This is a genomic window from Saccharococcus thermophilus, assembly GCF_011761475.1.
Classification (GTDB): domain Bacteria; phylum Bacillota; class Bacilli; order Bacillales; family Anoxybacillaceae; genus Saccharococcus; species Saccharococcus thermophilus.
Window position 1 is genome coordinate 2,361,583 of the sequence record NZ_JAASRS010000001.1, and the last position, 25,006, is coordinate 2,386,588.

28 protein-coding genes, 1 tRNA gene and 1 pseudogene are annotated in these 25,006 nt (G+C 42.4%); 8 read left to right on the forward strand and 22 right to left on the reverse strand.

The window, feature by feature from the left end:
• Window positions 1-151: 151 nt before the first annotated feature.
• The 5 genes and pseudogenes from BDD39_RS12250 to BDD39_RS12270 all read right to left on the reverse strand — a co-directional run.
• Window positions 152-1,030: an IS982 family transposase gene (locus tag BDD39_RS12250; protein ID WP_166907142.1), complete on the reverse strand. Its 879-nt coding sequence runs from the start codon at window positions 1,028-1,030 to the stop codon at window positions 152-154.
• A gap of 299 nt (window positions 1,031-1,329) precedes the next feature.
• On the reverse strand, window positions 1,330-2,397 hold the full coding sequence (locus tag BDD39_RS12255; RefSeq protein WP_243846032.1) for a glycosyltransferase family 2 protein: 1,068 nt from the start codon (window positions 2,395-2,397) through the stop codon (window positions 1,330-1,332).
• Entirely contained in the window at window positions 2,394-3,254 is an 861-nt protein-coding gene (gene rfbD / locus BDD39_RS12260) for a dTDP-4-dehydrorhamnose reductase (protein ID WP_166911013.1), read from the reverse strand. The genes BDD39_RS12255 and rfbD overlap by 4 nt, the downstream gene beginning before the upstream one ends.
• Window positions 3,251-4,264: a dTDP-glucose 4,6-dehydratase gene (gene rfbB / locus BDD39_RS12265; RefSeq protein ID WP_166911014.1), complete on the reverse strand. Its 1,014-nt coding sequence runs from the start codon at window positions 4,262-4,264 to the stop codon at window positions 3,251-3,253. The genes rfbD and rfbB overlap by 4 nt, the downstream gene beginning before the upstream one ends.
• A gap of 11 nt (window positions 4,265-4,275) precedes the next feature.
• Window positions 4,276-4,590 (reverse strand): annotated as a pseudogene (locus BDD39_RS12270) (dTDP-4-dehydrorhamnose 3,5-epimerase family protein); the annotation flags it as partial.
• Between the two features lie 119 nt (window positions 4,591-4,709).
• Between BDD39_RS12270 and BDD39_RS12275 the strand changes: the two are divergent.
• Window positions 4,710-5,528, forward strand: coding sequence for a protein-glutamine gamma-glutamyltransferase (locus BDD39_RS12275; RefSeq protein WP_166911016.1), 819 nt, complete (start codon window positions 4,710-4,712; stop codon window positions 5,526-5,528).
• On the opposite strand, the gene BDD39_RS12280 is transcribed toward BDD39_RS12275, so the two are convergent.
• Entirely contained in the window at window positions 5,505-6,407 is a 903-nt protein-coding gene (locus BDD39_RS12280; RefSeq protein ID WP_166911018.1) for a DMT family transporter, read from the reverse strand. The genes BDD39_RS12275 and BDD39_RS12280 overlap by 24 nt on opposite strands.
• 66 nt (window positions 6,408-6,473) lie before the next feature.
• Here BDD39_RS12280 and BDD39_RS12285 point away from each other — a divergent pair, with 66 nt between their 5' ends.
• The 5 genes from BDD39_RS12285 to BDD39_RS12305 all read left to right on the forward strand — a co-directional run bounded on the left by BDD39_RS12285 (window position 6,474) and on the right by BDD39_RS12305 (window position 11,554).
• A complete protein-coding gene (locus tag BDD39_RS12285) occupies window positions 6,474-7,151 on the forward strand; it encodes an MgtC/SapB family protein (protein WP_341801467.1) in 678 nt (225 codons plus the stop codon).
• Window positions 7,152-7,251: 100 nt separating this feature from the next.
• Window positions 7,252-7,324 (forward strand) — tRNA-Ala (locus BDD39_RS12290).
• A gap of 278 nt (window positions 7,325-7,602) precedes the next feature.
• On the forward strand, window positions 7,603-9,261 hold the full coding sequence (locus tag BDD39_RS12295; RefSeq protein WP_015863777.1) for an IS1634 family transposase: 1,659 nt from the start codon (window positions 7,603-7,605) through the stop codon (window positions 9,259-9,261).
• A gap of 191 nt (window positions 9,262-9,452) precedes the next feature.
• Window positions 9,453-9,842, forward strand: coding sequence for a DUF7147 family protein (locus BDD39_RS12300; protein WP_166911022.1), 390 nt, complete (start codon window positions 9,453-9,455; stop codon window positions 9,840-9,842).
• Between the two features lie 143 nt (window positions 9,843-9,985).
• Window positions 9,986-11,554 carry an IS1182 family transposase gene (locus BDD39_RS12305; RefSeq protein WP_166909013.1) on the forward strand — a complete coding sequence of 523 codons (1,569 nt, stop codon included), beginning with the start codon at window positions 9,986-9,988 and terminating at the stop codon, window positions 11,552-11,554.
• 120 nt (window positions 11,555-11,674) lie between these two features.
• Here BDD39_RS12305 and BDD39_RS12310 read toward each other — a convergent pair whose 3' ends face one another.
• From BDD39_RS12310 to safA, 8 genes are all read right to left on the reverse strand, one after another.
• Window positions 11,675-11,959, reverse strand: coding sequence for a YlbG family protein (locus tag BDD39_RS12310; protein WP_166911024.1), 285 nt, complete (start codon window positions 11,957-11,959; stop codon window positions 11,675-11,677).
• 20 nt (window positions 11,960-11,979) lie between these two features.
• The gene (locus tag BDD39_RS12315) at window positions 11,980-12,426 is read right to left on the reverse strand and encodes a YlbF family regulator (RefSeq protein WP_166911026.1); all 447 of its coding nucleotides are present in this window, start codon (window positions 12,424-12,426) and stop codon (window positions 11,980-11,982) included.
• Window positions 12,427-12,543: 117 nt separating this feature from the next.
• Entirely contained in the window at window positions 12,544-12,933 is a 390-nt protein-coding gene (locus BDD39_RS12320; RefSeq protein WP_166911028.1) for a hypothetical protein, read from the reverse strand.
• Between the two features lie 39 nt (window positions 12,934-12,972).
• Window positions 12,973-13,206, reverse strand: coding sequence for a YlbE-like family protein (locus BDD39_RS12325; protein WP_166911030.1), 234 nt, complete (start codon window positions 13,204-13,206; stop codon window positions 12,973-12,975).
• Between the two features lie 11 nt (window positions 13,207-13,217).
• Window positions 13,218-13,607: a YlbD family protein gene (locus BDD39_RS12330; protein ID WP_166911032.1), complete on the reverse strand. Its 390-nt coding sequence runs from the start codon at window positions 13,605-13,607 to the stop codon at window positions 13,218-13,220.
• Between the two features lie 106 nt (window positions 13,608-13,713).
• On the reverse strand, window positions 13,714-14,721 hold the full coding sequence (locus tag BDD39_RS12335; RefSeq protein WP_166911034.1) for a CAP-associated domain-containing protein: 1,008 nt from the start codon (window positions 14,719-14,721) through the stop codon (window positions 13,714-13,716).
• Between the two features lie 116 nt (window positions 14,722-14,837).
• Complete coding sequence (locus tag BDD39_RS12340; RefSeq protein ID WP_166911036.1) at window positions 14,838-15,263, reverse strand: CBS domain-containing protein; 426 nt, start codon at window positions 15,261-15,263, stop codon at window positions 14,838-14,840.
• A gap of 19 nt (window positions 15,264-15,282) precedes the next feature.
• On the reverse strand, window positions 15,283-15,852 hold the full coding sequence (safA, locus tag BDD39_RS12345) for a SafA/ExsA family spore coat assembly protein (protein WP_166911038.1): 570 nt from the start codon (window positions 15,850-15,852) through the stop codon (window positions 15,283-15,285).
• 245 nt (window positions 15,853-16,097) lie between these two features.
• On the opposite strand from safA, the gene BDD39_RS12350 reads away from it, so the two are divergent.
• Window positions 16,098-16,457 carry a YugN family protein gene (locus BDD39_RS12350; RefSeq protein ID WP_166911040.1) on the forward strand — a complete coding sequence of 120 codons (360 nt, stop codon included), beginning with the start codon at window positions 16,098-16,100 and terminating at the stop codon, window positions 16,455-16,457.
• Window positions 16,458-16,539: 82 nt separating this feature from the next.
• Here the strand turns inward: BDD39_RS12350 and BDD39_RS12355 are convergent, their stop codons facing one another.
• The 8 genes from BDD39_RS12355 to cyoE all read right to left on the reverse strand — a co-directional run bounded on the left by BDD39_RS12355 (window position 16,540) and on the right by cyoE (window position 23,561).
• Window positions 16,540-16,836 carry an Asp23/Gls24 family envelope stress response protein gene (locus BDD39_RS12355; RefSeq protein WP_166911042.1) on the reverse strand — a complete coding sequence of 99 codons (297 nt, stop codon included), beginning with the start codon at window positions 16,834-16,836 and terminating at the stop codon, window positions 16,540-16,542.
• Between the two features lie 118 nt (window positions 16,837-16,954).
• Complete coding sequence (locus BDD39_RS12360; protein WP_166911044.1) at window positions 16,955-17,422, reverse strand: DUF420 domain-containing protein; 468 nt, start codon at window positions 17,420-17,422, stop codon at window positions 16,955-16,957.
• A 114-nt stretch (window positions 17,423-17,536) separates the two neighbouring features.
• Window positions 17,537-18,439, reverse strand: a complete 903-nt coding sequence (gene ctaG, locus BDD39_RS12365) for a cytochrome c oxidase assembly factor CtaG (protein WP_166911047.1) — start codon at window positions 18,437-18,439, stop codon at window positions 17,537-17,539.
• Between the two features lie 183 nt (window positions 18,440-18,622).
• A complete protein-coding gene (gene ctaF, locus BDD39_RS12370; RefSeq protein ID WP_166911049.1) occupies window positions 18,623-18,955 on the reverse strand; it encodes a cytochrome c oxidase subunit IVB in 333 nt (110 codons plus the stop codon).
• A 4-nt stretch (window positions 18,956-18,959) separates the two neighbouring features.
• Window positions 18,960-19,580 (reverse strand): cytochrome (ubi)quinol oxidase subunit III, encoded by a 621-nt coding sequence (locus tag BDD39_RS12375; protein ID WP_166911051.1) that lies wholly within the window; start codon window positions 19,578-19,580, stop codon window positions 18,960-18,962.
• Entirely contained in the window at window positions 19,580-21,439 is a 1,860-nt protein-coding gene (ctaD, locus tag BDD39_RS12380; protein WP_166911053.1) for a cytochrome c oxidase subunit I, read from the reverse strand. The genes BDD39_RS12375 and ctaD overlap by 1 nt, the downstream gene beginning before the upstream one ends.
• Before the next feature lie 34 nt (window positions 21,440-21,473).
• Entirely contained in the window at window positions 21,474-22,544 is a 1,071-nt protein-coding gene (gene coxB, locus BDD39_RS12385; RefSeq protein ID WP_166911055.1) for a cytochrome c oxidase subunit II, read from the reverse strand.
• Window positions 22,545-22,631: 87 nt separating this feature from the next.
• Window positions 22,632-23,561, reverse strand: a complete 930-nt coding sequence (cyoE, locus tag BDD39_RS12390) for a heme o synthase (protein ID WP_166911057.1) — start codon at window positions 23,559-23,561, stop codon at window positions 22,632-22,634.
• A 462-nt stretch (window positions 23,562-24,023) separates the two neighbouring features.
• On the opposite strand from cyoE, the gene BDD39_RS12395 reads away from it, so the two are divergent.
• Window positions 24,024-24,983: a COX15/CtaA family protein gene (locus BDD39_RS12395; RefSeq protein ID WP_166911059.1), complete on the forward strand. Its 960-nt coding sequence runs from the start codon at window positions 24,024-24,026 to the stop codon at window positions 24,981-24,983.
• The last annotated feature ends 23 nt before the right edge of the window (window positions 24,984-25,006 follow it).

Here is a 25,006-nt window from a genome sequence, read left to right on the forward strand (position 1 = left end):
AGCTTTGTACAAATCATCAACATAACCGCTACAGAGCTCTTTTTACCGCTTATACTTACAATTTAATCGAGCAGGTGTTAGAAATCAACCTTGCTACTTCCCGCATAATAAAATTACGCACTACATACATACCCGTGGTGCTAGTTGAGTTTTAACACTCAACTAGCCCAAGAACAACAAGGGAGTAAGCCAGTAAAATACCATCCAGCGCCGTTTCAAATCCAGAAACCGAGTTCGCTCGAATCTCGGTGATCCGATACGAATCGACTAAAATCGAAAACACGGTTTCCACCACTTTACGTTTTCGCTTCATCCACTGTTTCCATGCGTCCGATTGGCGAATTCGCTGATTTTTTCGAACGGGCGTCCAAAAAGCGACCCGGTGCTCTTCGTACAGCTTCTTTTGCAGCTTTTGGCTGATATACCCTTTGTCACCGAGGTTATACGGATGTGGAATTTGCGTCATGACGGTTTCAGCGGCCACCCGGTCGTGACAAGACGCTTCGGTGACAACATATCCCATCGGAAGCCCTTGGTCGGTGACCTGCAGGTGAAGTTTCAACCCATAGAAAGTGATCCTTTTGGAAGCACAATAGCCAATATCGGCAATTCCACGGAATCGTTTGACGCGATGCATTCGAGCTGAATGACACAGCTCGATCGGCAAGCTGTCCACGACCGCATACGCATGGTGTTGCCCGCGCTTGGCCAACTGGTGTCGAATCCACTTGATCGCAAAGCTAAGCGCTCGGCAGCGACGGTTGTACCGAGAACGCTCAGGGAACAAGGCCTTGGGAAACAAATTCCCAATCACAAACCGGTGCCAAGCCCGTTCGGAAGTGAAGCCCAACAACTTTCCAAGGACATGGATGGTGATGATGACTTCGTCTTTCTGTTTCAACAAATGACGATTTCGACGTTGAAGATGAATCTGGATACTCGATAGTTGAGCCGATACAAAAAGCAAAATCGATGCATATTGTTTTTGAAGTTTGACACGATCTGTTGTAAAATGAAAGTGCTCTTGCATGGGAACTTCTCCTTTTGATGTTTGGTTGCACTTTCATTTTAAGGAGATCCTCATGCAAGGGCTATTTTTATGCTTGTCTGATTTTATCTAGCACCACGGGTTAATTTATATAATCCATATGATCACCTCTATTTCATTATAACACAAACACGAATGTATGTTCTGTTAAACTCTAAAAAAATAGAGCCTAAGAATGGTAGACTCTTTGATTTATTATTTCGTTATTTTATTTTCTAGGAATCAAATAGCAAGAATAATTTTGAGACTGCTTGTGACATTATAAGCCAGCCTCATAAGAACTACCTTAAAAGTTCTAAGCGTTTTATAGCTCTTTCATATTGTTCATTGGCTGCTTGTTGATAGAATGAAATGGCTTTATCCGTATTACCAAGAACCTCATGGAATACTCCTAAATTGTAAGAAGCAAGGAAACTCCCTGTCCCTTTCACACTGTCATACTTATCGGTATCCCCTATTTCTAAACATCGAAGAAAAGATTTTTCAATGAGCGGAAATAAATGAACATATTTATTAACGTTGCTAAAAATCAGGTCCATATAAAATAAACCGCATGCGAAATGGAAATCTGGAGAATCAGCAAATCTGTCCCGCTCGGTTTCAATCAATTTTAAGCCTTTCTCGAACGATTTATTTCCTATAATTGTATATAAATAATCAATGATTAGACTATGGCGGTACCATGATTTCAATGGGACAAGATGGTAACTCTTTTCAAAATATAATTCTGCTTGTTGTAGTTGCTGCTGCAACTTGTATTGTTTTCCTACTTGATACAGAACATAATCATTAAGAGGATCTCGTTCCAATTCTAGCAACAACAATTTGAGGTTTCGATCCGTTTTGTCTGTATAAACATATCCGTCATGATACACTTCTATATCCAAGTTCTCCCTCGGTAAATCAGACTCTACCTGTTCGTGAATTCTTCCAGTATACTTTACCCCTTTAGGCAGTAATCGAGATAGATAAGACTGTGCATATCTCTTCTCGCCATCTTGAATAAACTCATCCATCCTTTTAATCCGACCAATTACTTTGTCATTTTTTTCTATAAAGTTACGTATAATGCTTCCACAGTCATTAATAATATATTCGTCTGCATCCAACACTAAGTTCCAATCACTTGTGGATTTCTCAAGTGCGTAATTCCGAGCAGCGGAAAAATCATTCATCCATTCAAAATCGAATACTTTCGCACCAAATGCATAAGCTATTTCCTTTGTACGATCTGTAGATCCTGTATCGACAATAACCATCTCATCGACAATATCTTTGACACTTTGCAGACAACGACTAAGATGCCGCTCTTCATTTTTTACAATCATGACTAACGCTAATGTTGTCAAGATTTCACCCCATAAACTTTAATAAATTCCTTTAACGCCTCTCGCCAATGCCTTAATTCCTTAAAGCCATTTAATCGCAGAGCCATATGATCCAATACAGAATACATAGGGCGTTGAGCAGGTCTTGGACAGTCTTTTGTTTTACATGGATTAACCACTATATTAACATTAGCCTCTTCGAAAATGGCTTTTGCAAATTCATACCAAGAGCAACGACCGGAATTAGAAATATGGTAGACTCCATATTTTCCAGTCCGAATAAGTTGAAAAATACAGCTAGCTAAATCAACCGCATAAGTTGGACATCCGATTTGATCATCAACCACGAACACTTCTTTTTGTTCCTGTGCAAGCTTTAACATTGTTTTCACAAAATTATTTCCATATTTTCCATAAACCCACGATGTTCGAATAATAAAAAATTTAGAGTGAAGGTCTCTTACAAACTGCTCACCGGCTAGTTTACTTTTTCCATATACGTTTATCGGATTCGTAAAAGCAAACTCGTTATAAGGCGCGTTTGCGGTGCCATCAAACACATAATCGGTGCTTATATAAACAAACTTAGCACCTATATGTTCTGACGCTACGACTATGTTTCTTGTTCCGTATGCATTAACTAAAAAAGCTTGATCTGGTTCGGACTCTGCTGCATCCACCTTTGTATAAGCAGCAGCGTGAATAACGACATTAGGATGGATATGGTCAATAACATTTTTCACTTGCTCAAAATTCGTTATATCGAGTTCTGCTCGTCCATATCCATATACTTCATATTCCATGTCTTCTAACAATTTGACCATCTCTGTACCGAGTTGCCCTTTCGCACCAGTAACTAATATTTTTTGTCTACTCATTCTCTTTCACCATATTGCTTTTGATAATAAACCATGTACTCTCCGGATTTAACACGTTTCCACCAATCTGGATTATTGATGTACCATTGAATAGTTTCCTCAATTCCCTTGTCAAACGTATATTGTGGTTTCCATCCGAGTTCTGTCATAATTTTTGTAGGATCGATTGCATAGCGACGATCATGTCCTGGGCGATCCGATACATATTTAATTAACGACTTTGAAACTCCAAGTTTTTCAACAATTAAATGGACGATTTCGTTATTTGTCCGTTCATTATGTCCGCCGATATTATATACTTCTCCTGGTTTGCCTTTATGAATAACTAAATCAATAGCGGCACAGTGGTCTTTAACATGAAGCCAATCACGAATATTTTGACCATCACCATAAATAGGAAGCTCTTTACCTTCTAATGCATTTGTTATCATTAATGGGATTAGCTTTTCAGGAAAATGATATGGTCCATAATTATTAGAGCAACGCGTAATATTCACATTTAATCCATATGTTTCATGATATGCTCTTACAAGTAAATCCGCACTGGCCTTACTTGCTGAGTAAGGGCTGTTTGGAGCAAGTGGCGTCTCTTCCGTAAAATACCCTGTATCTCCTAAACTGCCATACACTTCATCAGTAGAAATTTGGACATACTTTTGAATATTGTTCTCCTTTGCGACATCTAACAATACCTGAGTCCCCAATACGTTCGTTTTAACGAAAACACTGGGATCAGAAATACTGCGATCCACATGCGATTCAGCAGCGAAATTAACAATCACATCAATATGATGAGACTTTACAATATAATCAACGAGTTGATAGTTTCGAATATCTCCTTTAACAAAGACATACCGTGGACTTTCTTGAATATCCTTTAAATTTTCCAAATTACCAGCATAAGTTAATAAGTCGTAATTAACGATTTTATATTCAGGATATTTGTTCAACATATAACGCACAAAATTACTACCGATAAAGCCTGCTCCACCGGTTACTAAAAGATTCATAGAGTTCTCTCCTACACAAAATTAATTTCTGCATCCGCTAACAATGGATGATTTGCATCTTTTTCCGAAAGAACAGGATTCGTTACTGGCCAATCAATGCTTAACGCTGGATCATTCCAAAGAATTCCCCGGTCATGCTCAGGAGAATAATATTCGTCAACTTTGTATTGAACTTCTGTGTTCTCTACCAATGTACAAAAACCGTGTGCGAATCCTTTAGGAACTAACAATTGTCGCTTATTGTCCGCACTCAAAATAAATCCTTGCCATTTTCCAAACGTCGGTGAGTCTTTACGAATATCAACGATCACATCATAAATAGCACCACGAGTATACATATTAAAATATACTTTATCCTCAAAAATAAACGAAGCCGGACAACCACTTTCTAAATATAATTCAAGTTACACCAGTAAGCAGATCATTTGTTTTGAAGGAGGAAAATATGATTCAAATTCAACAATCAGCCGTCGACAGCAGTTTATTCGGCCCCTCTTCTCTTTCCAAAAGTCAAGAAAAAATATTTGAAGCGTTATTAAAATCGCCGAAAAAGTATGTATACGAAAATAAACATCAGCTTTTATTCGAGATCGTCCTTCGCGACCGCATCGTTCATTCCGCTGTTGCACTCAACAAAAGCAGAGTGAGATTCGCCATTTTCCGCTTTTCCAGATGCAATGAACAATTTTGGATACGAAATGAATTAGGCGGCTTTCAATTGAGAAAAGGAGTACCTCCTGCAGATGCAATAAACGATATTTTCGTCAACAGCCATTTGTACGCCTTTGAGTGCGCGACCGCCATTGTGATCGTATTTTACAAGGCCGTGCTGGATGTTATTGATCAGCAGACGTTTAATACGTTATTTTCCGATCTCTTATTATACGACTGGCATGTGGATCAAGATTTAGGGATAAGAACAAAAAAGGGAGAAGATTATCTTCCTGGTGACTGTCTTTATTTTAAAAATCCTGAATTCGATCCGCAAACGCCGCAATGGCAAGGAGAAAATACAATTTATTTAGGCGACGACCTTCATTACGGACATGGAATCGGAATTAAAACGACGGCAGAAATCATCGCCGCTCTGAATAAAAAGAGAAAAAAATCCGCGACCAAATCAGCATATCTGCTTCCACAAACAACAAGAGTTGGTTTTACTTACTTATCGAAGTTCGCGAGCAATTTAGAACACTATCGTCTTCCAATGAACAATAAATTAATTACAGGGACGATGGGGTCAGCTACTTTCTTGTATTGGTAGCGTCCCTTTTCGATTTTCTCCCCACAAATATATCCCGATTCCTGTTAAAATGAAAATACCTCCGATCCATTGGGATGGCTGAATCATCTCCCCAAGTAAAAAGTAGGCTAATATAGAAGCTCCCACTGGTTCAAATAAAATGCTCATCGAAACGGTTGCTGCGCTTACCCATTTTACCGACCAATTCATTAAGGAATGGCCTAGCAGGGTCGGCACAATGGCTAATAAGACAAAGCAGAGCCAGTCTATTTTTCTATAGGAAAGCAGTGGAAGACGAAACGCAATTACGTAAAGAAAAAGCACGAAAGAACTAATCCCGTATACAATATACGTATATGTCATCAATGATAGACGTTTGCGCAATTCTTGACCAAATAGCCAATATCCTGTTACCATGGCACATGCCAACAGTGCCAACATATCACCAAATAATGCTTTGCCGCTGACTTGAAAATCGCCCCAGCTGATGATCACGCTTCCGGCGATTGCTAATAGCGCGCTAAACAATGCTCCTGCAGTGAGACGTTCTTTAAAAAACACATACCCGCCAACAAACGCAAATAACGGCTGCAATGTTACAAGTACAACAGAACTGGTTACGGAAGTATAGTTCAGCGACTCAAACCAAAGAATAAAATGGAATGCTAATAAAATTCCGGAGAAGACCGAAAACGCCCAATCGCGACAGGAGATTTCTTTTAATTCGCTAATATATTTGAGGAAAAACGGTGTCATCAACAATATCGTAAAAAAAAGTCGATAAAAAGCGATAACGGAAGCAGGAGCATGCGCCCATTTTACAAGAATAGCAGAAGTAGAAACGGAAAGCGCTCCTACAAATAGGGCTAAATATGGTTTGAACATGCTTGATGGCTTCATTATTCATCCCCTTAATCAATGTTTTATCATTATTATACCAATATCGAAACAAAAGAGGTGATTGCCGTGATGTTCGATCCATTCATTAAATTGGGGATATCTGCTGTATTAGGATTAATCATCGGGCTGGAAAGGGAATTAAAACGAAAACCTGTTGGCTTAAAAACTTGCTTAGTTATTTCCATTTCCAGCTGTTTGTTAACGATTGTCTCGATCGAATCTGCCTATGTATTCCCACTAAAAGACCATATTACGATGGATCCACTCCGTCTTGCCGCACAAATTGTATCAGGCGTTGGTTTTTTAGGAGCTGGGGTTATTTTACGGCGGGGAAATGATAGTATTACAGGATTAACTACCGCCGCGATCATTTGGGGAGCGGCTGGCATCGGAGTTGCCGTCGGTGCCGGATTTTATTGGGAGTCGGCCTTCGGGGTGGCATTATTAATTGTAAGCGTAGAACTTATTCCTTTTCTCATCAACTTTTTCGGACCGAAACAACTGCGGGAAAAAGAAATTCTATTGCAAATCACCGTGGCAGATACAAAAAATATTGCTGATGTCATCGAAAAAATAAGGCTGCAACACATCGATATTAAGACGATGCGTATTAAAGATTTAGACAACAATCAGCACTTAATTAAATTAAAAGCCGTTATCGATCAAAAGCGGGCTGCCGCCGACATCTATTATGCGATCCGCAGCGTCGATTCAATCGTCCATATTGATATTGAGAGCGGCTGATCTGTTTCACCTTTTCCAATAAAAAGCTGCATAAAATACTATTGCATTTCCAAAAAAGCATATATATAATTAAAAACGGACAGGAAATAATTGATGAAATGGGGCATTAGCTCAGTTGGGAGAGCGTCGTGCTGGCAGCGCGAAGGTCACCGGTTCGAACCCGGTATGCTCCATTCAGAAAGCCCTTGCCATGCAAGGGTTTTTTCTTTTTTATCCGGAAGGGATCGTTCGTTTTAAAGTAGATATTTTGAAAAAGGGCAGATCATTAACAATCTGCCCTTTGGTTTTTCAATACACGCCTCCCATTCCGATGAAATGAGGAATTTAAGAAGGGAGAATGTCACCTTGCGACTCACATTTCGCACCCTCTCGACGAAAATCGGGAGGATTTTTTCGTTCCGATGTCGAATGAATCCTTGACACACAAGGAACGTAAAGGAGTTTTTCACTTATGAACGTTCAAGTCAAAAAGGTCTATCGCAATTCTTATTTGAATATAATAAGTGCCCTATTCAAGAAACTGGGTCTGCCTCAATTGATTGACCATCTCGTGCCCGTCGATCCGCAGTGCCAAACGCGAGTCAGCGATGCCGTTCAGGCCATCCTCTACAATGTGTTTGACGGCCGGCAAGCCCTTGTTCACTTGGAACATTGGGCTCAGGAGGTCGATTGTGAGAAACTCATCCGTCCCGATCTCCATCCTTCCTGGTTGAACGACGATGCGTTGGCCCGTCATCTCGATCGCCTGTATGAGGCTGGCATTCACAACGTCATCAGCACTTGCTTGATTCATATTTATCGAAAAGAAGGCCTTTCCCTCCGAGCCTTCCACGCCGATACGACGGACAAGACCGTTTACGGCGCGTATGAATCGGCCTCGTTAGAGGCCTTACAAATCACACATGGCTACAACCGCCATCATCGTTGGCAAAAACAGATCGGTTTCGGACTGGTCGGCAACGAGGACGGCATCCCGTTTTACGGCGATGTGCACGATGGCAACCTGCCCGATAAAACATGGAATCCCGAGGTGCTGTCTCGTGTCCATGAACAGCTGAAGCAGGCCAAAATCGAAGACGAATGGATTTACGTGGCCGATTCCGCCGCGATGACGAAAGAGACCCTGGCGCAAACCAAAGCGGCCAACGCCTTTTTGATCACCAGAGGCCCTTCGTCGCTCCGGATCGTGAAAACCGCGCTGGCCGAAGCGGATGCTGAGGACACGACGTGGAGCGATCCCTTTACGTTGGCGGAGAGAAACGGCGCCACGTACCGGGTATGGGAAACGGCCTCGACGTATGAAGGCCACCCCGTTCGGCTGATCGTTGTTGAATCGAGCGCGCTCGACCAGCGAAAAGGAAAGACGCTTGAAAAAGAACGAACCAAAGAAGCGGAGCTTCTTCGCGAGGAACAAGCCCGTTGGGAGCGTCACCCCTTCTCCTGCCGGGAAGATGCCGAACAAGCCTTGGCGTCCCTCAAGGCGTCCCTTCGCCCCCGGTTTCATCGGGTTGAGGCCGCGGTCGAAGAGATCGTACGCCTGAAAAAACGGCGCGGACGGCCGAAAAAAGGGGCGGAACCCGAGGTGGAGACGCTGTATTTCTTGCACCTTGACGTCGAATTCGACCAAGACGCGTGGGAACAGGCGAGACGGAAAGCGTCCCGGTTTGTCCTTGTCACGACCGTTCCGAAGGAATGGAAGGGCCAACCCATGGATGCCCAAGAGATCTTGAAGCTGTATAAAGGGCAGATCTCGGTGGAAATGAACTTCGCTTTTTTGAAAGATCCGTTTTTCACGGATGAGATTTACGTCAAAAAACCAGAACGGGTCGCAGTATTAGGCTATTTGTTTCTGTTGGCCTTGGCTATTTACCGCGTTTTTCAGCGCCGAGTGCGTCAGTTTATTACTCCAGAACACCCGTTGAAGGGTCCTGGAGGCCGCAAGCTGACCCGGCCGACGGGACAGGCGATTTTTCAGCTGTTTCAATATGTGAACGTCGTCCTGTTCAAGCTGCCGGATGGGCGCATCCAACGCTCACTGGATCGCTCCCTTACCCCTGATCAGCGAAGGATTCTGCAGGGATTGGGCATGGATGAGAGCATCTACGTGTAACGTGATACGGAACGACCAGCGATGGTAAAAAAAGGATTGCCATCGCTCGTTGTGTTGGTCAAAAAGTTATTCTGAAAAACTAAATAAAAAATCCTTTGTTTTGACCTTGTTAGGGTGCGAAATGTGAGATTTGAAATTTTGTCAAACAACAATTAAAGTTATGTATGGACCATATCATAAGGGGGATATCGATGATTCAGCGTTTTATCGAGCTAGGGGAAGGATATTCGGATATATACGAATTAATCGAGCTTGCTAGAGCAAATCGCCACCGTTTATCTGGGCTTTTTGCTTTTCATACAGTGAAAAATGGAAAACCGGTAACGTCCTGCGTCGTCGTATTGCATCCGACCGATCCTGGGGATTTCCAGCCTCTCTACATTTGTCGCGAAGGAATCCCAAATCCGTACGTAAAGCCGAACAAGCGCTATGAGCTATTTGCCCAACTGGCAAAGGAGCTAGGAACGGAAATTATTCATTTGGAAGTAAAACCTTCCACCTTTTTCGCGGAATTGGATTTATATTATCAACATTTAATCGGCATTATGCGAATGAACCGCTTTATCCCTCCTCTCCAATAACGAAAAAAGAGGGTGTCCCAAAAGTGTTCGCATAGCGTTCGCTTTTCGGACACCCTCCTTTTTTTCGAAAAAAAATAAGAAAACCGTTCCTCTTTTGGTATAATAAAGTCACCACAACCCTACCAAGAAAGGACGGTTTTCTTATGTACATTTATTATAACCGAGATCAACTCATTTTGCCAATGGATCTTGAAATTCTCATTCCGGAACATCATCTTTGCCGGATCGTGGATCTGGCAGTGGAAAAAATGGATCCGGCTCTGCTCGTTTCCCTCTATCCTGGTGGAGGCCGCCCAGCCTATCATCCGAAAATGATGTTGAAAGTCATCCTGTATGCCTACGCCAATCGGATCTACTCCTCTCGCCAAATCGCCAAGCAGTTGAAAGAAAACATTTACTTTATGTGGCTATCCGGCCATCAAACACCGGATTTCCGCACGATCAACCGATTTCGCTCGGAACGGATGAAGGACGTCATTTACGAAACGTTTTTCTCCATTGTTGATCTTCTGCGTCAAGAAGGGTTCGTCAAACTAGAGGATTACTTTCTGGATGGAACGAAAATCGAGGCCAATGCCAACAAATACACGTTCGTTTGGCGCAAATCAACGGAAAAGTACGATCAGAAGCTGGAGGAGAAATTCCGGCAAATCGTTGCCTCGATCGAACAGGTGGCGAAAGAAGATGAAGAGGCGGAACAAGAAGGGGATTTTCAAGAAAAACTGGAAGCTTCACCGATTACGTCCGAAAAGATCGAAGCCGTAATCGAACAAGTGGAAGAACGCCTAAAGAAAGAGCCGAAGAATCGCACGTTAAAGAAAGCAAAACGGCAATTGGAGCAAGATCTTCTCCCCCGTAAGAAGAAGTATGAAGAATACAAAGAAGTGTTGGGCGAACGGAACAGCTTTTCGAAAACGGATCCGGATGCGACATTCATGCGGATGAAAGACGACCATATGAAAAATGGGCAGCTAAAACCGGGATACAATGTACAAATAGGAACAGAAAACCAATTTATCGTTGGGTTTAGCGTGCATCAACGGGCGGGGGATGCCGGATGTTTCATTCCACATTTGGAGCAATTGGCCGCCTATGGACGACCAATGCCCAAACGGGCCATTGCGGATTCCGCCTATGGGAGTGAGGAGAACTACACGTACTGCGAGAAAAAGAAGATCGTCGCCCTGATCAAGTACAACACGCTGGACCGGGAACAAACGAAAGCGTGGGCGAGAGAGATCGGCCGAATCGAGAACATGACGTATGATGAGGAGCTGGATGAGTGGATTTGCGCCAAAGGGGAACGGTTGGTGTTTGTGTATGAACGGAAGGAAACGACCGACAACGGGTACGTTACCGTCAAACGGACGTATCGTTGTACGGCATGTGCCGGATGCCCGTTTCAAACGGCATGCGCCAAAGGCAAAGACACGAAAACCATCCGCGTTTCTTTGAAGAATCAACAACAACGGCAGGAGATTCGGGAACGGCTGTCCACGGAAGAAGGGGCGGCGACATATCGAAGACGGCAAATCGAAAACGAGCCGGTGTTTGGGCAAATCAAGCATAACCAGCAATTCCAGCGCTTTTTGTTAAGAGGGCTCCCAAAAATTACCGTGGAATGGGGGCTTATTTGTGCTGCCCACAATTTGAGAAAGTGGGCGGCCACCGTCCACCCAATAAAAAGAAAAAGGGAGAACATACGGGGATAAATACGGGGATAAGAAGAAGCAGATCCTTTGAGAAAGTAAAAAATAGACAAATAATGTAAAAACAAAAGCAGGAGGCTGTCCTCAAAAGGTCGTTTTACCGACCTTTTGGGACAGCCTCTTTTAGTCTGTGGAATACCCTAATGGATAAGAGGAGTTTTCTTTTTCCTTTTCTCCTTTAGATTCGAACTCCAACTTTAAAAATGGGCGGTAAGATGGTTCAACCCGTTTTACAAATGGCAAGGAAGCAAGCTTTTTCATCATTTCATCGACTTGCTCCATATCGCAATATAAAACCACATATTTTAGCCGCTTAGAAATATAGTGAATGTTGCCGAATTTTCGCAAATGCTTGCTATGCTTTAACGAATGAAGCCAAACGATAATTCCTTGTCGTTTTGGAAACATACCATCATTCCCCTTTTCTGCTATGTGCGGCAGCCGCAGCTTCCTCCCGCTCCGCAACCGCCGGAACAGCTTGTAGACAAAAAATACGGATTTCCTGTCGGGACTTTAATTTGCTCAGATACTGCCTTGCCAATTAATACACTAATCTCATCCAACAATTCCTGAACATTGTTTTCCGCTTTTTTAAAAGCGGCAATCGTCTCATGAAAATCGAGTTCACGCTTTGCATCACGCACTTCTTTTATTACATTATGGTAATCGGGATGATATTTTCCAAAGCGCTGCACCTCTTCATAACGCTCCTTCGCTTTCGCAAAACGAGCAATAATATCTTGGGCAGCGCGGTCTTCCTTCAGACGTCGCAAACAGCGGCGATATTCTTCCGCCACTTCTGATTGTACAATCATTTTCGCTAATGCTTCTGCTTTATCTAAAATCTCGATACGTTCGAGAGTAGCAATGATCACGTTATTGGCACCTCCAATGTAATGATACCACGAGAAGAAGGAAAATGGGAAGTGAGGAAGGCCAAACGGCCAGACAGTAAACATAAAAAAAGTCTGACTTCTTTGTCAGACCTTTCTTTACGGGATCGTTACGGTAAATTCATGCGACATTCCGGTGATTTTTCCATCATTATACACAAGCTCAAGCCGAATCGCATGTTTTCCGGTCGGTACCCCCCGCAACATAAACGCTGCCGTATATACTTCATTGATTTTCTGGCCGTTTAAATAGACATTAATATGCCCTCCATTTTTCCCTTTTTGAAACGGAAAATTAGCGGCCACGCATTCAATAAAAACATCGTTCCCTTTCACAAGGTGTTTCACATGGAGCCATTTGCTGTCGCTTGCCATCGCGTGCGCGACATTGTGCATATTTGTCTGCGGTGCCGGTTTATCATTCCCGCACGCTCCTAACAAACCAACAAAAAACAAACATAACATCATCATTCGTTTTGGCAAAGACATCACTCCTTTGAGAAATAGTCTTTGCCTTTTGTCAAAAAATTAGTCGCGCATCGCTTGAAACATATGAAGCATCAATGAAGCCATCTGCAAAGAATTAGCAATTTTCTCTACTTTATGCGGAATCGTCTGCTCATAGTAATGCATCGCTTCTAGTTCAAATGACTGCAACTTGTGCGGGTAGCGGGAGAGAAGGCGATACCAACGCGGCTGTTCGCGAATAAACGATTGCAACATTTTTTTTGTGCGAATATATTGCATTACTTCTTTCCTCATTGGCTCCCCCCTTAATCTTTGCGGAACGAAAACGGATGCTCATCTTTTGCCGCACGCGTATGCTGTTTTTCCGCCCCTTGAAATTGAGCAATAATATTTTGGATGGCAACAATCGCTTGCTGAACGCTTTCCAAATGTTTTTGTACTTCATCTGATTCGATATTTTGCAGCATATTAGCAATTTTTTCAAACCACTTTTTGTTTCCTTTTCCCGTTTGTTTCACCGATGACCTGTCTTGTTTATACGGTTCCCATATTTCATCATCCTCGCCAAATAAATACCAATCTTCGTAAAACTCTTTCCACGTCTTTTTTCCGCTGCGCACTTCTTGAATGATTTTCGGGTGTTTTTTTACAAATTGTTTAAACTTTTCTACCGAAGGATGTAGATGTTTGGCCATCGACTACCTACTCCCCCTTTATCCACTCATGCCTATCTACCATATACTATCGTAGATGGCGGATTAACGTGCGCCCATTTTTTCCCCATCAGCAACATCATCTTTATTACCATGGCCGCAAAAAGTCTTGCGTATAATAATCACCAGAAACGCCGACACCAAGATCAGTAAATTGCCCGTTTAATAATGCTTCGCGATGGTTTTTGCTGTTCAGCCACCCTTCTACTGCTTCAATACCATCCACCTGATGTGCGGCAATATTTTCTCCGGCTATGTGAAATTTTATATTTGCCGCTGCCAGCCGATCTTGCAGACCGCCGTACCGCGGCGATTCATGGGAAAAAAAGTGATGGTCCCACATATCCTTGCTGTGCAAATAGGCGACATTTGCCGCTTTTTCATTCCAACGAACTGGATTCACATGGTAGCGTTGGCGAATGATATTCGTCATATCAAAAATTTGTCTTGCATTCGCCAATTCTACTTCCCGTTGTTTTTTTGCGGATAAAGGGGCTGGATTAGGTAAACTGCCGCGGTACACCAGCTCATAGGGTCTCATTTTTACGAACGTTTCTCCCGTCATAAGGCGAATGCTTGAAATCTTCCCAGTAAAACGATCGACATATAATTGTGCATAGATGCTGCCGATTTTGACAATCGGCCGGGAAGCATAGTCCTGCTCCGATAACTCAAAGCGGTATGTTCCTGTGCTTAATTTTATTTCTACATTCGACAAAACGGGCATCGTTTTAAATACTTCCTGCAGCGGTTGGCCGATGTAAAATGGCTTTACATTCACATGCTCTCCACATATCAACGCTGTAACAACGCGTCCGGCCATGATTCCGATTTGAAAATAGGTGCCTGCTCCTCGATTGTAAATCCACCATTCGTAATCATAAGCAGAAGCATCTTTGCGTGTCGGCGCGCCGAATTTCTTTTTTACCTCTTGCTCCGTCTTTCCAATCATGGCAATGATGCCGTTTTGGATTTTTGGTTCTTTCACTATATAGTCCTTCAGTTTCGTTTCTTGCGGTGGACTAAGTGGCGGCGGACTCGGGGTAAAATAGTAAAATCCAATTAGCAGCAGTAAAACAAGAAAAAACCATTTCACATAGCAACTCTCGCTTTCCGAAAATAGATATCTTATTGCCATTATAGCCATTTTTCGTGCGCAAAAAAACGCAAAAACGGATTCCCCTGCATTTTAGAGGAATCCGTACATGCTACTTAATGAAAGAACTCAGTTTCTGAAATTTCTGTTAAGGCTCGGCCGGCACTTTCGTCAGAATAGCGATTAGTCGCTAGATCACCAAGAGAAACGATGCCTATGAGCCGGCCGTTTTCCACCACCGGAAGACGGCGGATTTGGTGCCGCGCCATTTGCTCTGCTGCCTCTTGTACAGAAGTATCAGGAGTTACCATAATTAATTGATCGCTCATGATTTCTGTTACTTGGGTGGAGCCGGGACGTTTTTCCGCAATGCCGCGTACAACTATATCACGGTCGGTAATCATTCCGACTAATCTCCCGTGATCCACAATCGGGACCGCTCCGACGTTTAAATCACGCATTTTTACGGCCACTTCGTACACATTATCAACAGGTGTGCAATATTCAACGTTTGTAGACATGACATCGCGCACTGTTTGCATCGTCCGTCTCTCCTTTTATTTATTTACCAATAAACATTTGCGTCCAATAATGTCCATAAGAACCACCTTTGGCATAACCGACTCCAATATGAGTAAATCCTTTGTTTAAAATATTGGCACGATGCCCTGGGCTATTCATCCATGCGTTAACCACTTCCTGCGGGGTTCGCTGACCGGCGGCAATATTTTCTCCTGCTGAACGGTAACTAATTCCAAAATTTTCCATCATCGTAAATGGCGAGCCGTATGTCGGCGAGTTATGTTGAAAATAGTTTTTATCGCGCATATCAGCAGATTTGTAACGTGCTACCCGCGCGAGCTGCCAATCAATTTTCAGCGGGGGAAGGCCATATTTTGCCCGCTGTTCATTCGTAAGACGGACAACTTCATTTTCAATTTGTTTCACATCATCTAAAATAGGGACGTATACTTTTTGTCCTGGATAAATTAAGTTGGGATTGGGAAATTGCGGATTCGCCCTAATAATTTCCGATAATCCGACTTGATAGCGGACGGAAATTTTCCACAGCGTATCCCCCGGTCGAACAATATATGTAGTTGTTCCTTGACCATGGGCGATACTTGGCATGCTTCCTCCCCATATTCCCACAGCTAATAAAAAAACAAGCAGGAGTTTTTCATCTTGTGCTGCCTCCTTTCCGCTTTTATTCTCACCAAATAAAAAAAAATAACAAACGCAAAACAAAAAAATTTATTCCAACGGACAAAATAGTAAACAATTCATTGAAAATCCAGTCACTTTCATACTATTATAAATGAAGGAACATTTTCTTTTTCGTGTACTAGCATATCGTGTTGTTAGGAGGAAGAAACATGAAATTTGAAAATACTGGCATTGAAAATCAAACAGTAGAGCTTTCCCGCTTAGATGACGTCATGGAACATTTTGGGTTCGTCAGAGCCTCTCAATGGGACTATGAAAGAGTTACATACGACCGCAAATTCCAAATCAAAGGAGATACTTTTTATCTGCGCGTGCAAGGATATGCGGTTGAGGGAGACGTCGATTCCCGTTATGCCTTGATTAAATTGCTTACGCCTATTTTAGGAAAATATTACTACCCGCACGGCGTTGAATACGGGGAGGACGAGCATTTCCCTTCTTCCCTCGTCAGTCAATGTCAAACCATTTTAGCGCAAGTAAAAGCAGAGCTTGACAAAATTCAAGACTAAACGGCTAGTTTCTAGGAAGAAACACTGCTGCCTAGCCTATGTCCATATAAAAAACGCATGAGTGATTTTTCTCATGCGTTTTTTATATATCCAAGCGTTTCACCACTACATGTACCGCGTCCACGGTAAAAGGAGTCATGAACGCGATTTCCTCTGCGATATGCTTTTGTATTTGCTGGCACAATAAAAGAAGCGGTGCTTCCGGCTTCATTACTAACGATACGGTAACCGTACAGTGGCCATCATCGGCAACAACGATATGAACTTCACAATCATCAGCGATGATTTCATTTCGGCCCTGCAAACACATCATCACAACCGTGTGCAGCGTAGCTTGTGCAACACTCCGTTTGCGAAGGCGGATGGCACCCGTTTTCATCCCTATCTCCCCTCCTATTCCCTTGCCTCACACCAATCATAGGATGTTTTATAAATATATGCCGTTTTTCGCCAAGCTGCCACCATGAAGAAAAAACCCGACAACATAGCTGCCGGGTTTAAAAACCTAAGATCGCTTTAATCATCGATGTTGTTTCCCCGCCTTTATAAAATACGTAAAGAAGCAAATAGACAGCAACCCCTGTCACCGCCGTAAAAAACCATACGATGCTTGTAACCGGCCCGAGCCGCTTATGACGGGCACGAATATCTTTTAATCCCGTCCAAATGGTGACGATGCCAAAGATAGCCCCCACGGTTGCCAAAACGATATGAAACACTAGAAAGATGGTATAATACACTTTGACATCATCAGGACCGCCAAAACTTGTATTGCCAATGAAAACAGTCCGCAATAGATAAATGATAAAAAACAATAAAGCAAATGCCGCCGCTGTCAGCATCACCTTTTTATGCGCTTCAATGTTTCTTTTGCGTATTAAATACCAGCCGTACGCTACTAATGCTGCGCTAATGACGATACAGCTCGTACTAATAGTCGGCAAAATTGGCAATGAATATTTCATATCCCGTTCCTCTCTGTGTCATTTTAATCTTATTAACCTAATTTTTATTATTATTATATTGTTAATGATCCAGCAGTTTGCAGTTTAAATGAACAACAATGTTTCGATCAAACATTATGATTCAGAAGGGTATGGCGATACGGCAGTTTCCAATTTTTCCTTTTCCCTCTCTTTTCGGTACCAATCCACAAAGACGAAAAAGAGCACTGTACCGTAAACAATTTCTTGAATGATTTTCATTAATACTCCGCCAAGCTGCTGGTCATAAAGAAGCGGAATTGAAAAGAACATCTGTGGTCCTGATAAATCAAGAGAAGCTAATGTCCCAGCGGGAACGCAAAGAGCAAGCGACTTCATCCACATTTGCGGATCGTAATAAGTCGCATATAGCGGCTTATTCGCGAAAATAATTAAGGCACACGCCGGAGTTAATAAAACGCCGTCTGCAAAAATGTAGCCTATCTTCTTGAGGCCGCTAAGAGACTGCCAGCCTGGCATTTTATTAAGGAGAGGCCACCACATCATCCATGCAGCGATAAAAATCATCGTGGTAATTACCGCATGATAAAGCGCATGGCTGTTCGCTAAGTCAAAAATAAATGGGACGTGATAAAACGAGAACAAGCCATTAAATAAAACGATCGCAATAAGCGGCTTTGTCAAAAACGTTACTGCTGCCTTTAATGGGCGAATTTGGAAAACCCGCTCAAACAGCCAATTTGGTATTCCTAAAATAAACAATTGTGGAACCATAAAACTTAATATCGCCATTTGTATCATATGAGCGCTAAATATCAAATGCCCTAGCAAATCAATCGGCGAACCTACACAAATATAAAGCAACACGATACCCGCGACAAAATATGCTTTCTGCTTGCGTGTCGGCGGCCCTTCCTTTGTAAAGCGAGTTCTCCACGGCCCGACGATCATAAAATAAAGACACGTAATCAACAATAGAAACGCAAGAAAATAGGGACTCCATAGCGCGACAAAACCAAACATGCTTAATGATGCCATCTTCATCTCACCTCAATTCGTTCTCTTTTCATTATACTACACTCCTATCGTTTGTCTATTGTTAAGCGCTATCAACCAACCTGTTTGGAATGGGCCAGTCCATTCTTGTTTTCAATTTAGATAATAAAGTCTTTTTTGTTTTATGAAAAAAAGGAAATCAGCAAACGCTGATTTCCTTTTTTATTACCACCAAACAACGGTCGCAAACGCCCAAATGGTCAAGAAGGCTACAAATACACCACCATACAGGAACACCGCTGGCATTTCATGTCCTTTATGGCTCATATGCATAAAATAATACAATTGGAACATCACTTGCACAACAGCAAGAAGGAAAATAAATGGAACGGAAAACCAATGCGAAAATTTGTCATAACCGACCGCAAAAAATGCAATCAACGTTAACAAAATCATTAATACAAAGGAAATAACTTGGTGTTTCATTTCCTCTGCATTTTTTCTGCGACGATATGCTAAATCAACACGCTCATTTCCGGAATTTGTTTGATTCACCATATATTCACCCCACCATTCCCATTAGGTATACGACGGTAAAAATGAATACCCATACGACGTCAATAAAGTGCCAGTAAAGGCTTGCCACATAAAACTTTGGCGCATTGTAAAGGTTCAAACCACGCTTTGCGTTGCGGATCATAAGGGTTAAAATCCACGATAAACCAAATGCAACGTGGCTTCCGTGCAGACCGACTAGCGTATAAAAAGCAGATGAAAATGCGCTTGTTGAATATTTTAAACCTTCATGCACATAATGATTGAACTCGAAAATTTCCAATCCCAGAAAGCCTAGACCTAGCAATACAGTAATGCCAAACCAAAGCTGCATTTTCTTAAAGTCAAAGTTTTTCATGTGATATATAGCGTAAACACTCGTTAAGCTACTTGTTAATAAGAGCATGGTAGCAACAAACACGAGCGGCAATTCAAACAAATCATGCGATGTCGGTCCCTGAGCCGTCTTATCTCTCAGCGCGATGAAAGTGCCAAAGAGGGAGGCGAAGAGAACTGTCTCCCCCCCTAAGAAAAACCAAAATCCTAAAAATTTATTTTTCCCTTCGAGGGTGGCTCTTTCAGGCGATGCTGGGAATGTTTCCGCCGTTAATTTTTCCTCTGCGTGCATTATGCCTTAACCCCCTTTTTCTCTGCTTCGATAATCTCGTCTTTAGGTATGTGGAAACCATGGTCGTCAATGATCGAACGCAAGAACATAGAACCAAAGGTAATCGCTAATCCAAGAATTGCTACCGGCAAACCCCAAGAGCGGTCGTTATGATACAAGAAACCAAACGCAGCGATAAACAGTCCAAGTGAAATGACAAACGGCAAGAATGAAGGGTTCGGCATATGGATGTCTCCAAGCGGTTCTGCCGGAGTTAATCCTTTTTTCCCTTCCATTTTCTCTAGCCAAAAAGCATCTAAACCGCGAACAAGCGGAATTTGCGCAAAGTTGTATTCAGGTGCTGGCGAAGAAACCGCCCATTCAAGCGTACGTCCGACTCCCCAAGCATCTGCTTCCGCTTTTTTGCCTTTAACTGTTGTAATAATAATATTAATTACAAGAACAACCGTAGCGGCAGCCATAAAGAATGCACCAATTGTACTAATTAAGTTTCCAGTTTCCAAACCTTGACCTGGTAAGTAAGTAAATACGCGGCGCGGCATCCCCATTAATCCAAGGAAATGTTGAATAAAGAACGTTAAATGGAAGCCGATAAGGAATAACCAGAATGTAATTTTGCCAAGTGTTTCACTTAACATTCGGCCGAACATTTTTGGCCACCAATAATGTGTACCAGCTAAGATAGCAAATACTACTCCACCAACAATGACATAGTGGAAGTGAGCAACGACGAAGTAGCTGTCATGATATTGATAGTCAGCCGGTGCTGTCGCATTCATAACTCCAGTTACTCCACCCATAACGAAAGAAGGAATAAACGCAACAGCGTATAACATTGGTGTTGTAAAGCGAATGTTTCCGCCCCACATCGTGAATAACCAGTTAAAGATTTTAATACCTGTCGGAACAGCAATAGCCATTGTCGCAACCGCAAAAATTGCGTTCGCAACTGGTCCCATACCAACTGTAAACATGTGGTGCGCCCACACCATGAATCCTAAAAAACCGATTAATACAATCGCAAATACCATGGAAGAGTATCCGAATAAACGTTTTTTAGAGAAAGTCGGAATAATTTCAGAGAAAATACCGAATGCCGGCAATACTAAGATATATACTTCTGGATGGCCGAAAATCCAGAATAAGTGTTCATAAATAATGGTATTACCGCCTAACGCCGCATGGAAGAAGTTACTGCCAAATAAGCGGTCCAACATCAGCAAAAGCAACCCAATCGTTAATGGCGGGAACGCAAATAAGATTAACGCAGAAGCAACGAATGTTGCCCAAGTAAACATTGGCATACGCATGAATGTCATGCCTGGAGCACGCATATTAACGATGGTTACTAGGAAGTTAATACCGCTAATTAATGTACCGAAACCGGAAATTTGTAAACCCAATAAGAAAAAGTCAATTCCGTGTCCTGGTGATTCCAATGACAGCGAAGCATAAGACGTCCAACCCGCATCAGGAGCTCCGCCTAAAAACCAAGAACAGTTTAGGAAAAGTCCCCCGAAAAAGAACAACCAAAAACCTAATGCGTTTAAGAACGGAAACGCAACGTCACGCGCACCAATTTGAATTGGCACAGCCGCATTCATCAATGCGAATAACAGCGGTGTCGCTGCCAAGAAAATCATTGTTGTACCATGCATAGTTAATACTTGGTTATATAAACCGCCGACTAGGAAATCATTATTCGGCTTTGCAAGCTGGATACGAATAAGAAGTGCTTCAACGCCACCCGCGACGAAGAAAATACCGCCAGCAATTAAGTAAAGGATGGCAATTTTTTTATGGTCGACCGTTGTAAGGTAGTCCCATATAATGCTCTTTTTGCGAGCTGTTGTACTCACGGATTTAACCTCCTTTTTATAGAAATTCCACTTGTTATTCAACTTTTAGACTCATTAAGTATTTCGTTAAAGCATTAATTTGCTCATCCGTTAATTGGCCATATTTGCCTGTCATTTTGTTGCCAGGTTTTACACTTTCAGGATCTTTCAGCCATTTCTTTAGGTTCTCCTCATTATGTGCTAAAACACCGGCAATACGCGTGCGATCGCCGAAGTTTGCCAAGTTTGGCGCTGTACGTGCTTGTTCTGGGCGTTTGTCCAACGGGGTAACCGCATGGCAGCCAATACAGCTTTTATTGAAAATTGCTTCCCCTTGTTTGGCAACCGGATCTGTGACAACTGGTTTTTTCGCATTTTGCATCTTTTTGATCCAAGCGTCAAACTCAGCGCGTGGAAGCGCTCTAACTTTAAAGTCCATTAATGCATGGGATGGACCGCAAAGCTCCGCACATTTCCCATAGAAAATGCCCCCAGCTTTGTCAGCCGCTTTTTGGTCAAATTCAAGCCAAAATTGGTTTTTGTTTTCTATGTTTGTATCCATTTTTCCACCGGCAGCTGGAATCCAGAACGAGTGTTTGACATCGGAAGATTTTAAATTGAAATATACTCGCTCATTGGTTGGGACAACTAGTTCTTGGCTTGTAATCACTCCATAGTCCGGATATTCAAATTCCCACCAATAAAGATTAGCGCGAACGTTAACAACAACGGTATGTTTATCGCGTTTTTCTTTGTTCATTGGTTTGACGTCCGCAAGTTTAAAGGTTGCATAAACCGTTGGAACTGCCAAAATAAGCAATAGAATAATCGGAATAACAGTCCAAATCACTTCAAGCTTATGGTTCCCTTCCACTTGTTTTGGAATTTTGTTTTCCTCGCCTTTACGTTGCCGATAACGAATGACAACGTACACAAAGATAATCGTTACAACCACAACAACGAGCACCATAATGGCCGTGCTAAGCAGCATCAGCGAATATTGCATGTCTGCTACTTCGCCTGCCGGCTGAAGCGTCGACAAAAACGGCTTGCCGCAGCCAGCTAACAGAAGCGCCATCATACTAAAAAGAGAAAATAAGCGCCAGTTATGTAGCCATTTCTTCATAGCCTAATCAAACCCCTCTTTCTATTGATGAAATAAAATATATATGAATTCTTTCGCTTAATGGAAAGAATTTTAAACCGCTTTTGTTTACCAAAGGGTAGCGATGACCATCGCCACGAATAAAATGGTTAAATAGTTAAGCGAATAAATAAACATCCACTTTGCCCATTTTAAGTCATCTTTCATTTTAAATCCATAAAGCCCTAATGCAAGCCATCCCACGTTTAATAACGTAGCAACCGTTAAAAACGGCACGCCTAATGAGAACATATAAAATGGCAGTGGCAATAAGCACGCAACCCAGACAACGATCTGCCGCTTTGTCATCGCAAAACCATGGACAACAGGAAGCATTGGGATGCCTGCAGCACGGTACTCTTCGCACCGTTTCATTGCCAGCGCCAAAAAGTGCGGCGGCTGCCATAGGAACATAATTAAAAATAAAATGATCGGAAAAACGTGGAAGCTTGGGTCTACTGCCGTCCAGCCGATTACCGGCGGCACAGCGCCGGAAATGCTGCCGATAACGGTATTAAGCGTATAGTTTCGCTTCGACCACATCGTATACAAAAATACGTATGTGATCATGCCGATTAACCCGACAACAGCAGCCGTGACCGTCGTCATTAGCAGGCTCATCGTTCCTACCGTTACTAGGGCGATTCCAAGCCAAAGCACCCGCTTTGGTTCCATCGTTCCCGTTACGGTCGGCCGCGTTTTTGTCCGCTCCATAAACTGGTCGATATCGCGGTCGATAAAGTTATTAATGCTGCACGAACCGGCAATAACGAGTCCAGCCCCAAACAACGTAAAAAACACAATATGAAGGTTTTCCAAAAAACGTTCCCCCGTAAAATAGAGCGCCAACCATAGTCCAGTAAAAGTAGTGATTAAATTTGAGTTGACGATTCCTATTTTGATGACGGAGGAAAGTTCTTTCCAAATAGTTGCTATATTGACACGCGGGCGGTCTCCCGCATGGGCAGCATGTTCCTGCATTGTTTTTAAATTCGACATTCTCCTGTTCCTCCTCGCTGCACCGCCCATATTCTATTAGGGATTTATCGACTGCAAACGGTGCCATGTTACAAGTATTTACTCTATTCTGCCACTACTAACATTCGACTTGACAGGAAAGTATTGGTTATATAACAAAAAATTGCTACTCTTAGAATAAAAAAACTGTTTTCTCTTTATATTAAATCACATTTTTTTTGCATATTGTGAACTTTTTTTGAATAATTTGTGTCAAATTTTCGGATTACAAAGGAGAAATCATTTCATTGCATGCCCCATTAATATTTCTAGCAAACTTATTAAACTTATTCAATATGTAAACGTTATTTTGTTTTTTAACGCATCATCATGTAAAATGTATTTGGCGAAATTGCCGTTTTTGCTTCTTTCTTGTAAGATAGATGTATACTTTACTAAATTATTGACAAAATAATGATTTCTCAATACAAGAAGGTGAAGATTTTGCAGCGTTCTTTAAAGTGGTTTGCATCTGTTACAACATTGGCGATGTTATTTGTCCTTATTGGAGGAGCGCTAGTGACCAAAACAGGTTCTGGCATGGGATGCGGACGGTCATGGCCCCTTTGCCACGGCCAACTAATTCCGTCGCACATTACGCCCGAACTCATCATTGAACTGAGCCACCGTCTCGTATCCGGTTTAGCAGGAATCATGGTGCTTGTTTTATCTGTCTGGGCATGGCGTGCAATCGGGCATATTCGCGAAACAAAGTTCTTAGCGATCGTTTCCTTTGTCTTTCTCGTGTTGCAAGGATTAATCGGCGCTGCCGCCGTCGTCTGGGGGCAATCCGATTTTATCCTTGCGCTGCATTTCGGAATCTCTCTTATTTCCTTCGCAGCCGTTTTTTTGCTGATGTTGCTTATTTTTGAAATCGACAAAAAATTTGATGCCGAGTCGATTGTATTGGATCGAAAAATGAAATTTCATATTTACGGCGTCATCATTTACTCCTATATCGTTGTTTATACTGGTGCATTGGTACGTCATATGCATGCGAGTTTGGCATGTCCAAGCTGGCCGATTTGCACGAAAGCACGCATCATCCCTGTGCAGCTTCATGAATGGGTGCAAATGGGACATCGCCTTGCTGCGGCGCTCATCATTATTTGGATTGCAATTGCGACCGTACGGGCAGTAAAATATTATAAACATCAACGCGCCATTTACTACGGATGGTTGATTGCTTTTGTTCTCGTTTTAGCGCAAATGGCAACAGGAGCGCTAATTGTATTTACGGAGTTAAATTTGTTTATTGCGTTGGCGCACGCTTTCTTCATTTCCTGCTTGTTTGGAGTGCTCAGCTATTTAACGATGATTGCCTTCCGAAGCAGAAACCGTGGGCAGAAAGTGGAAGAAACAAACCGGCAGGTCAACACGGTTGCATCGATATTGTTAAAATAAAGCGCTTGGGATTGACCCAAGCG

What these genes read in the sequence shown, in the direction of transcription:
- safA (WP_166911038.1), bottom strand. Translation starts at nt 15,852, where the DNA reads ATGCCAAGTATCGCCCATGGTCAAGGAACAACTACATATATTGTTCGA.
- cyoE (WP_166911057.1), bottom strand. Translation starts at nt 23,561, where the DNA reads ATGTCGAATTTAAAAACAATGCAGGAACATGCTGCCCATGCGGGAGAC.
- ctaF (WP_166911049.1), bottom strand. Translation starts at nt 18,955, where the DNA reads ATGGTGAATCAAACAAATTCCGGAAATGAGCGTGTTGATTTAGCATAT.
- rfbD (WP_166911013.1), bottom strand. Translation starts at nt 3,254, where the DNA reads ATGAGTAGACAAAAAATATTAGTTACTGGTGCGAAAGGGCAACTCGGT.
- BDD39_RS12310 (WP_166911024.1), bottom strand. Translation starts at nt 11,959, where the DNA reads ATGTTTCCAAAACGACAAGGAATTATCGTTTGGCTTCATTCGTTAAAG.
- rfbB (WP_166911014.1), bottom strand. Translation starts at nt 4,264, where the DNA reads ATGAATCTTTTAGTAACCGGTGGAGCAGGCTTTATCGGTAGTAATTTT.
- BDD39_RS12360 (WP_166911044.1), bottom strand. Translation starts at nt 17,422, where the DNA reads ATGAAATATTCATTGCCAATTTTGCCGACTATTAGTACGAGCTGTATC.
- BDD39_RS12355 (WP_166911042.1), bottom strand. Translation starts at nt 16,836, where the DNA reads ATGAAAACGGGTGCCATCCGCCTTCGCAAACGGAGTGTTGCACAAGCT.
- BDD39_RS12250 (WP_166907142.1), bottom strand. Translation starts at nt 1,030, where the DNA reads ATGCAAGAGCACTTTCATTTTACAACAGATCGTGTCAAACTTCAAAAA.
- BDD39_RS12275 (WP_166911016.1), top strand. Translation starts at nt 4,710, where the DNA reads ATGATTCAAATTCAACAATCAGCCGTCGACAGCAGTTTATTCGGCCCC.
- BDD39_RS12300 (WP_166911022.1), top strand. Translation starts at nt 9,453, where the DNA reads ATGATTCAGCGTTTTATCGAGCTAGGGGAAGGATATTCGGATATATAC.
- BDD39_RS12330 (WP_166911032.1), bottom strand. Translation starts at nt 13,607, where the DNA reads ATGGCCAAACATCTACATCCTTCGGTAGAAAAGTTTAAACAATTTGTA.
- BDD39_RS12320 (WP_166911028.1), bottom strand. Translation starts at nt 12,933, where the DNA reads ATGTCTTTGCCAAAACGAATGATGATGTTATGTTTGTTTTTTGTTGGT.
- BDD39_RS12280 (WP_166911018.1), bottom strand. Translation starts at nt 6,407, where the DNA reads ATGAAGCCATCAAGCATGTTCAAACCATATTTAGCCCTATTTGTAGGA.
- BDD39_RS12350 (WP_166911040.1), top strand. Translation starts at nt 16,098, where the DNA reads ATGAAATTTGAAAATACTGGCATTGAAAATCAAACAGTAGAGCTTTCC.
- BDD39_RS12295 (WP_015863777.1), top strand. Translation starts at nt 7,603, where the DNA reads ATGAACGTTCAAGTCAAAAAGGTCTATCGCAATTCTTATTTGAATATA.
- BDD39_RS12305 (WP_166909013.1), top strand. Translation starts at nt 9,986, where the DNA reads ATGTACATTTATTATAACCGAGATCAACTCATTTTGCCAATGGATCTT.
- BDD39_RS12325 (WP_166911030.1), bottom strand. Translation starts at nt 13,206, where the DNA reads ATGAGGAAAGAAGTAATGCAATATATTCGCACAAAAAAAATGTTGCAA.
- coxB (WP_166911055.1), bottom strand. Translation starts at nt 22,544, where the DNA reads ATGAAGAAATGGCTACATAACTGGCGCTTATTTTCTCTTTTTAGTATG.
- ctaG (WP_166911047.1), bottom strand. Translation starts at nt 18,439, where the DNA reads ATGGCATCATTAAGCATGTTTGGTTTTGTCGCGCTATGGAGTCCCTAT.
- BDD39_RS12375 (WP_166911051.1), bottom strand. Translation starts at nt 19,580, where the DNA reads ATGCACGCAGAGGAAAAATTAACGGCGGAAACATTCCCAGCATCGCCT.
- BDD39_RS12340 (WP_166911036.1), bottom strand. Translation starts at nt 15,263, where the DNA reads ATGCAAACAGTGCGCGATGTCATGTCTACAAACGTTGAATATTGCACA.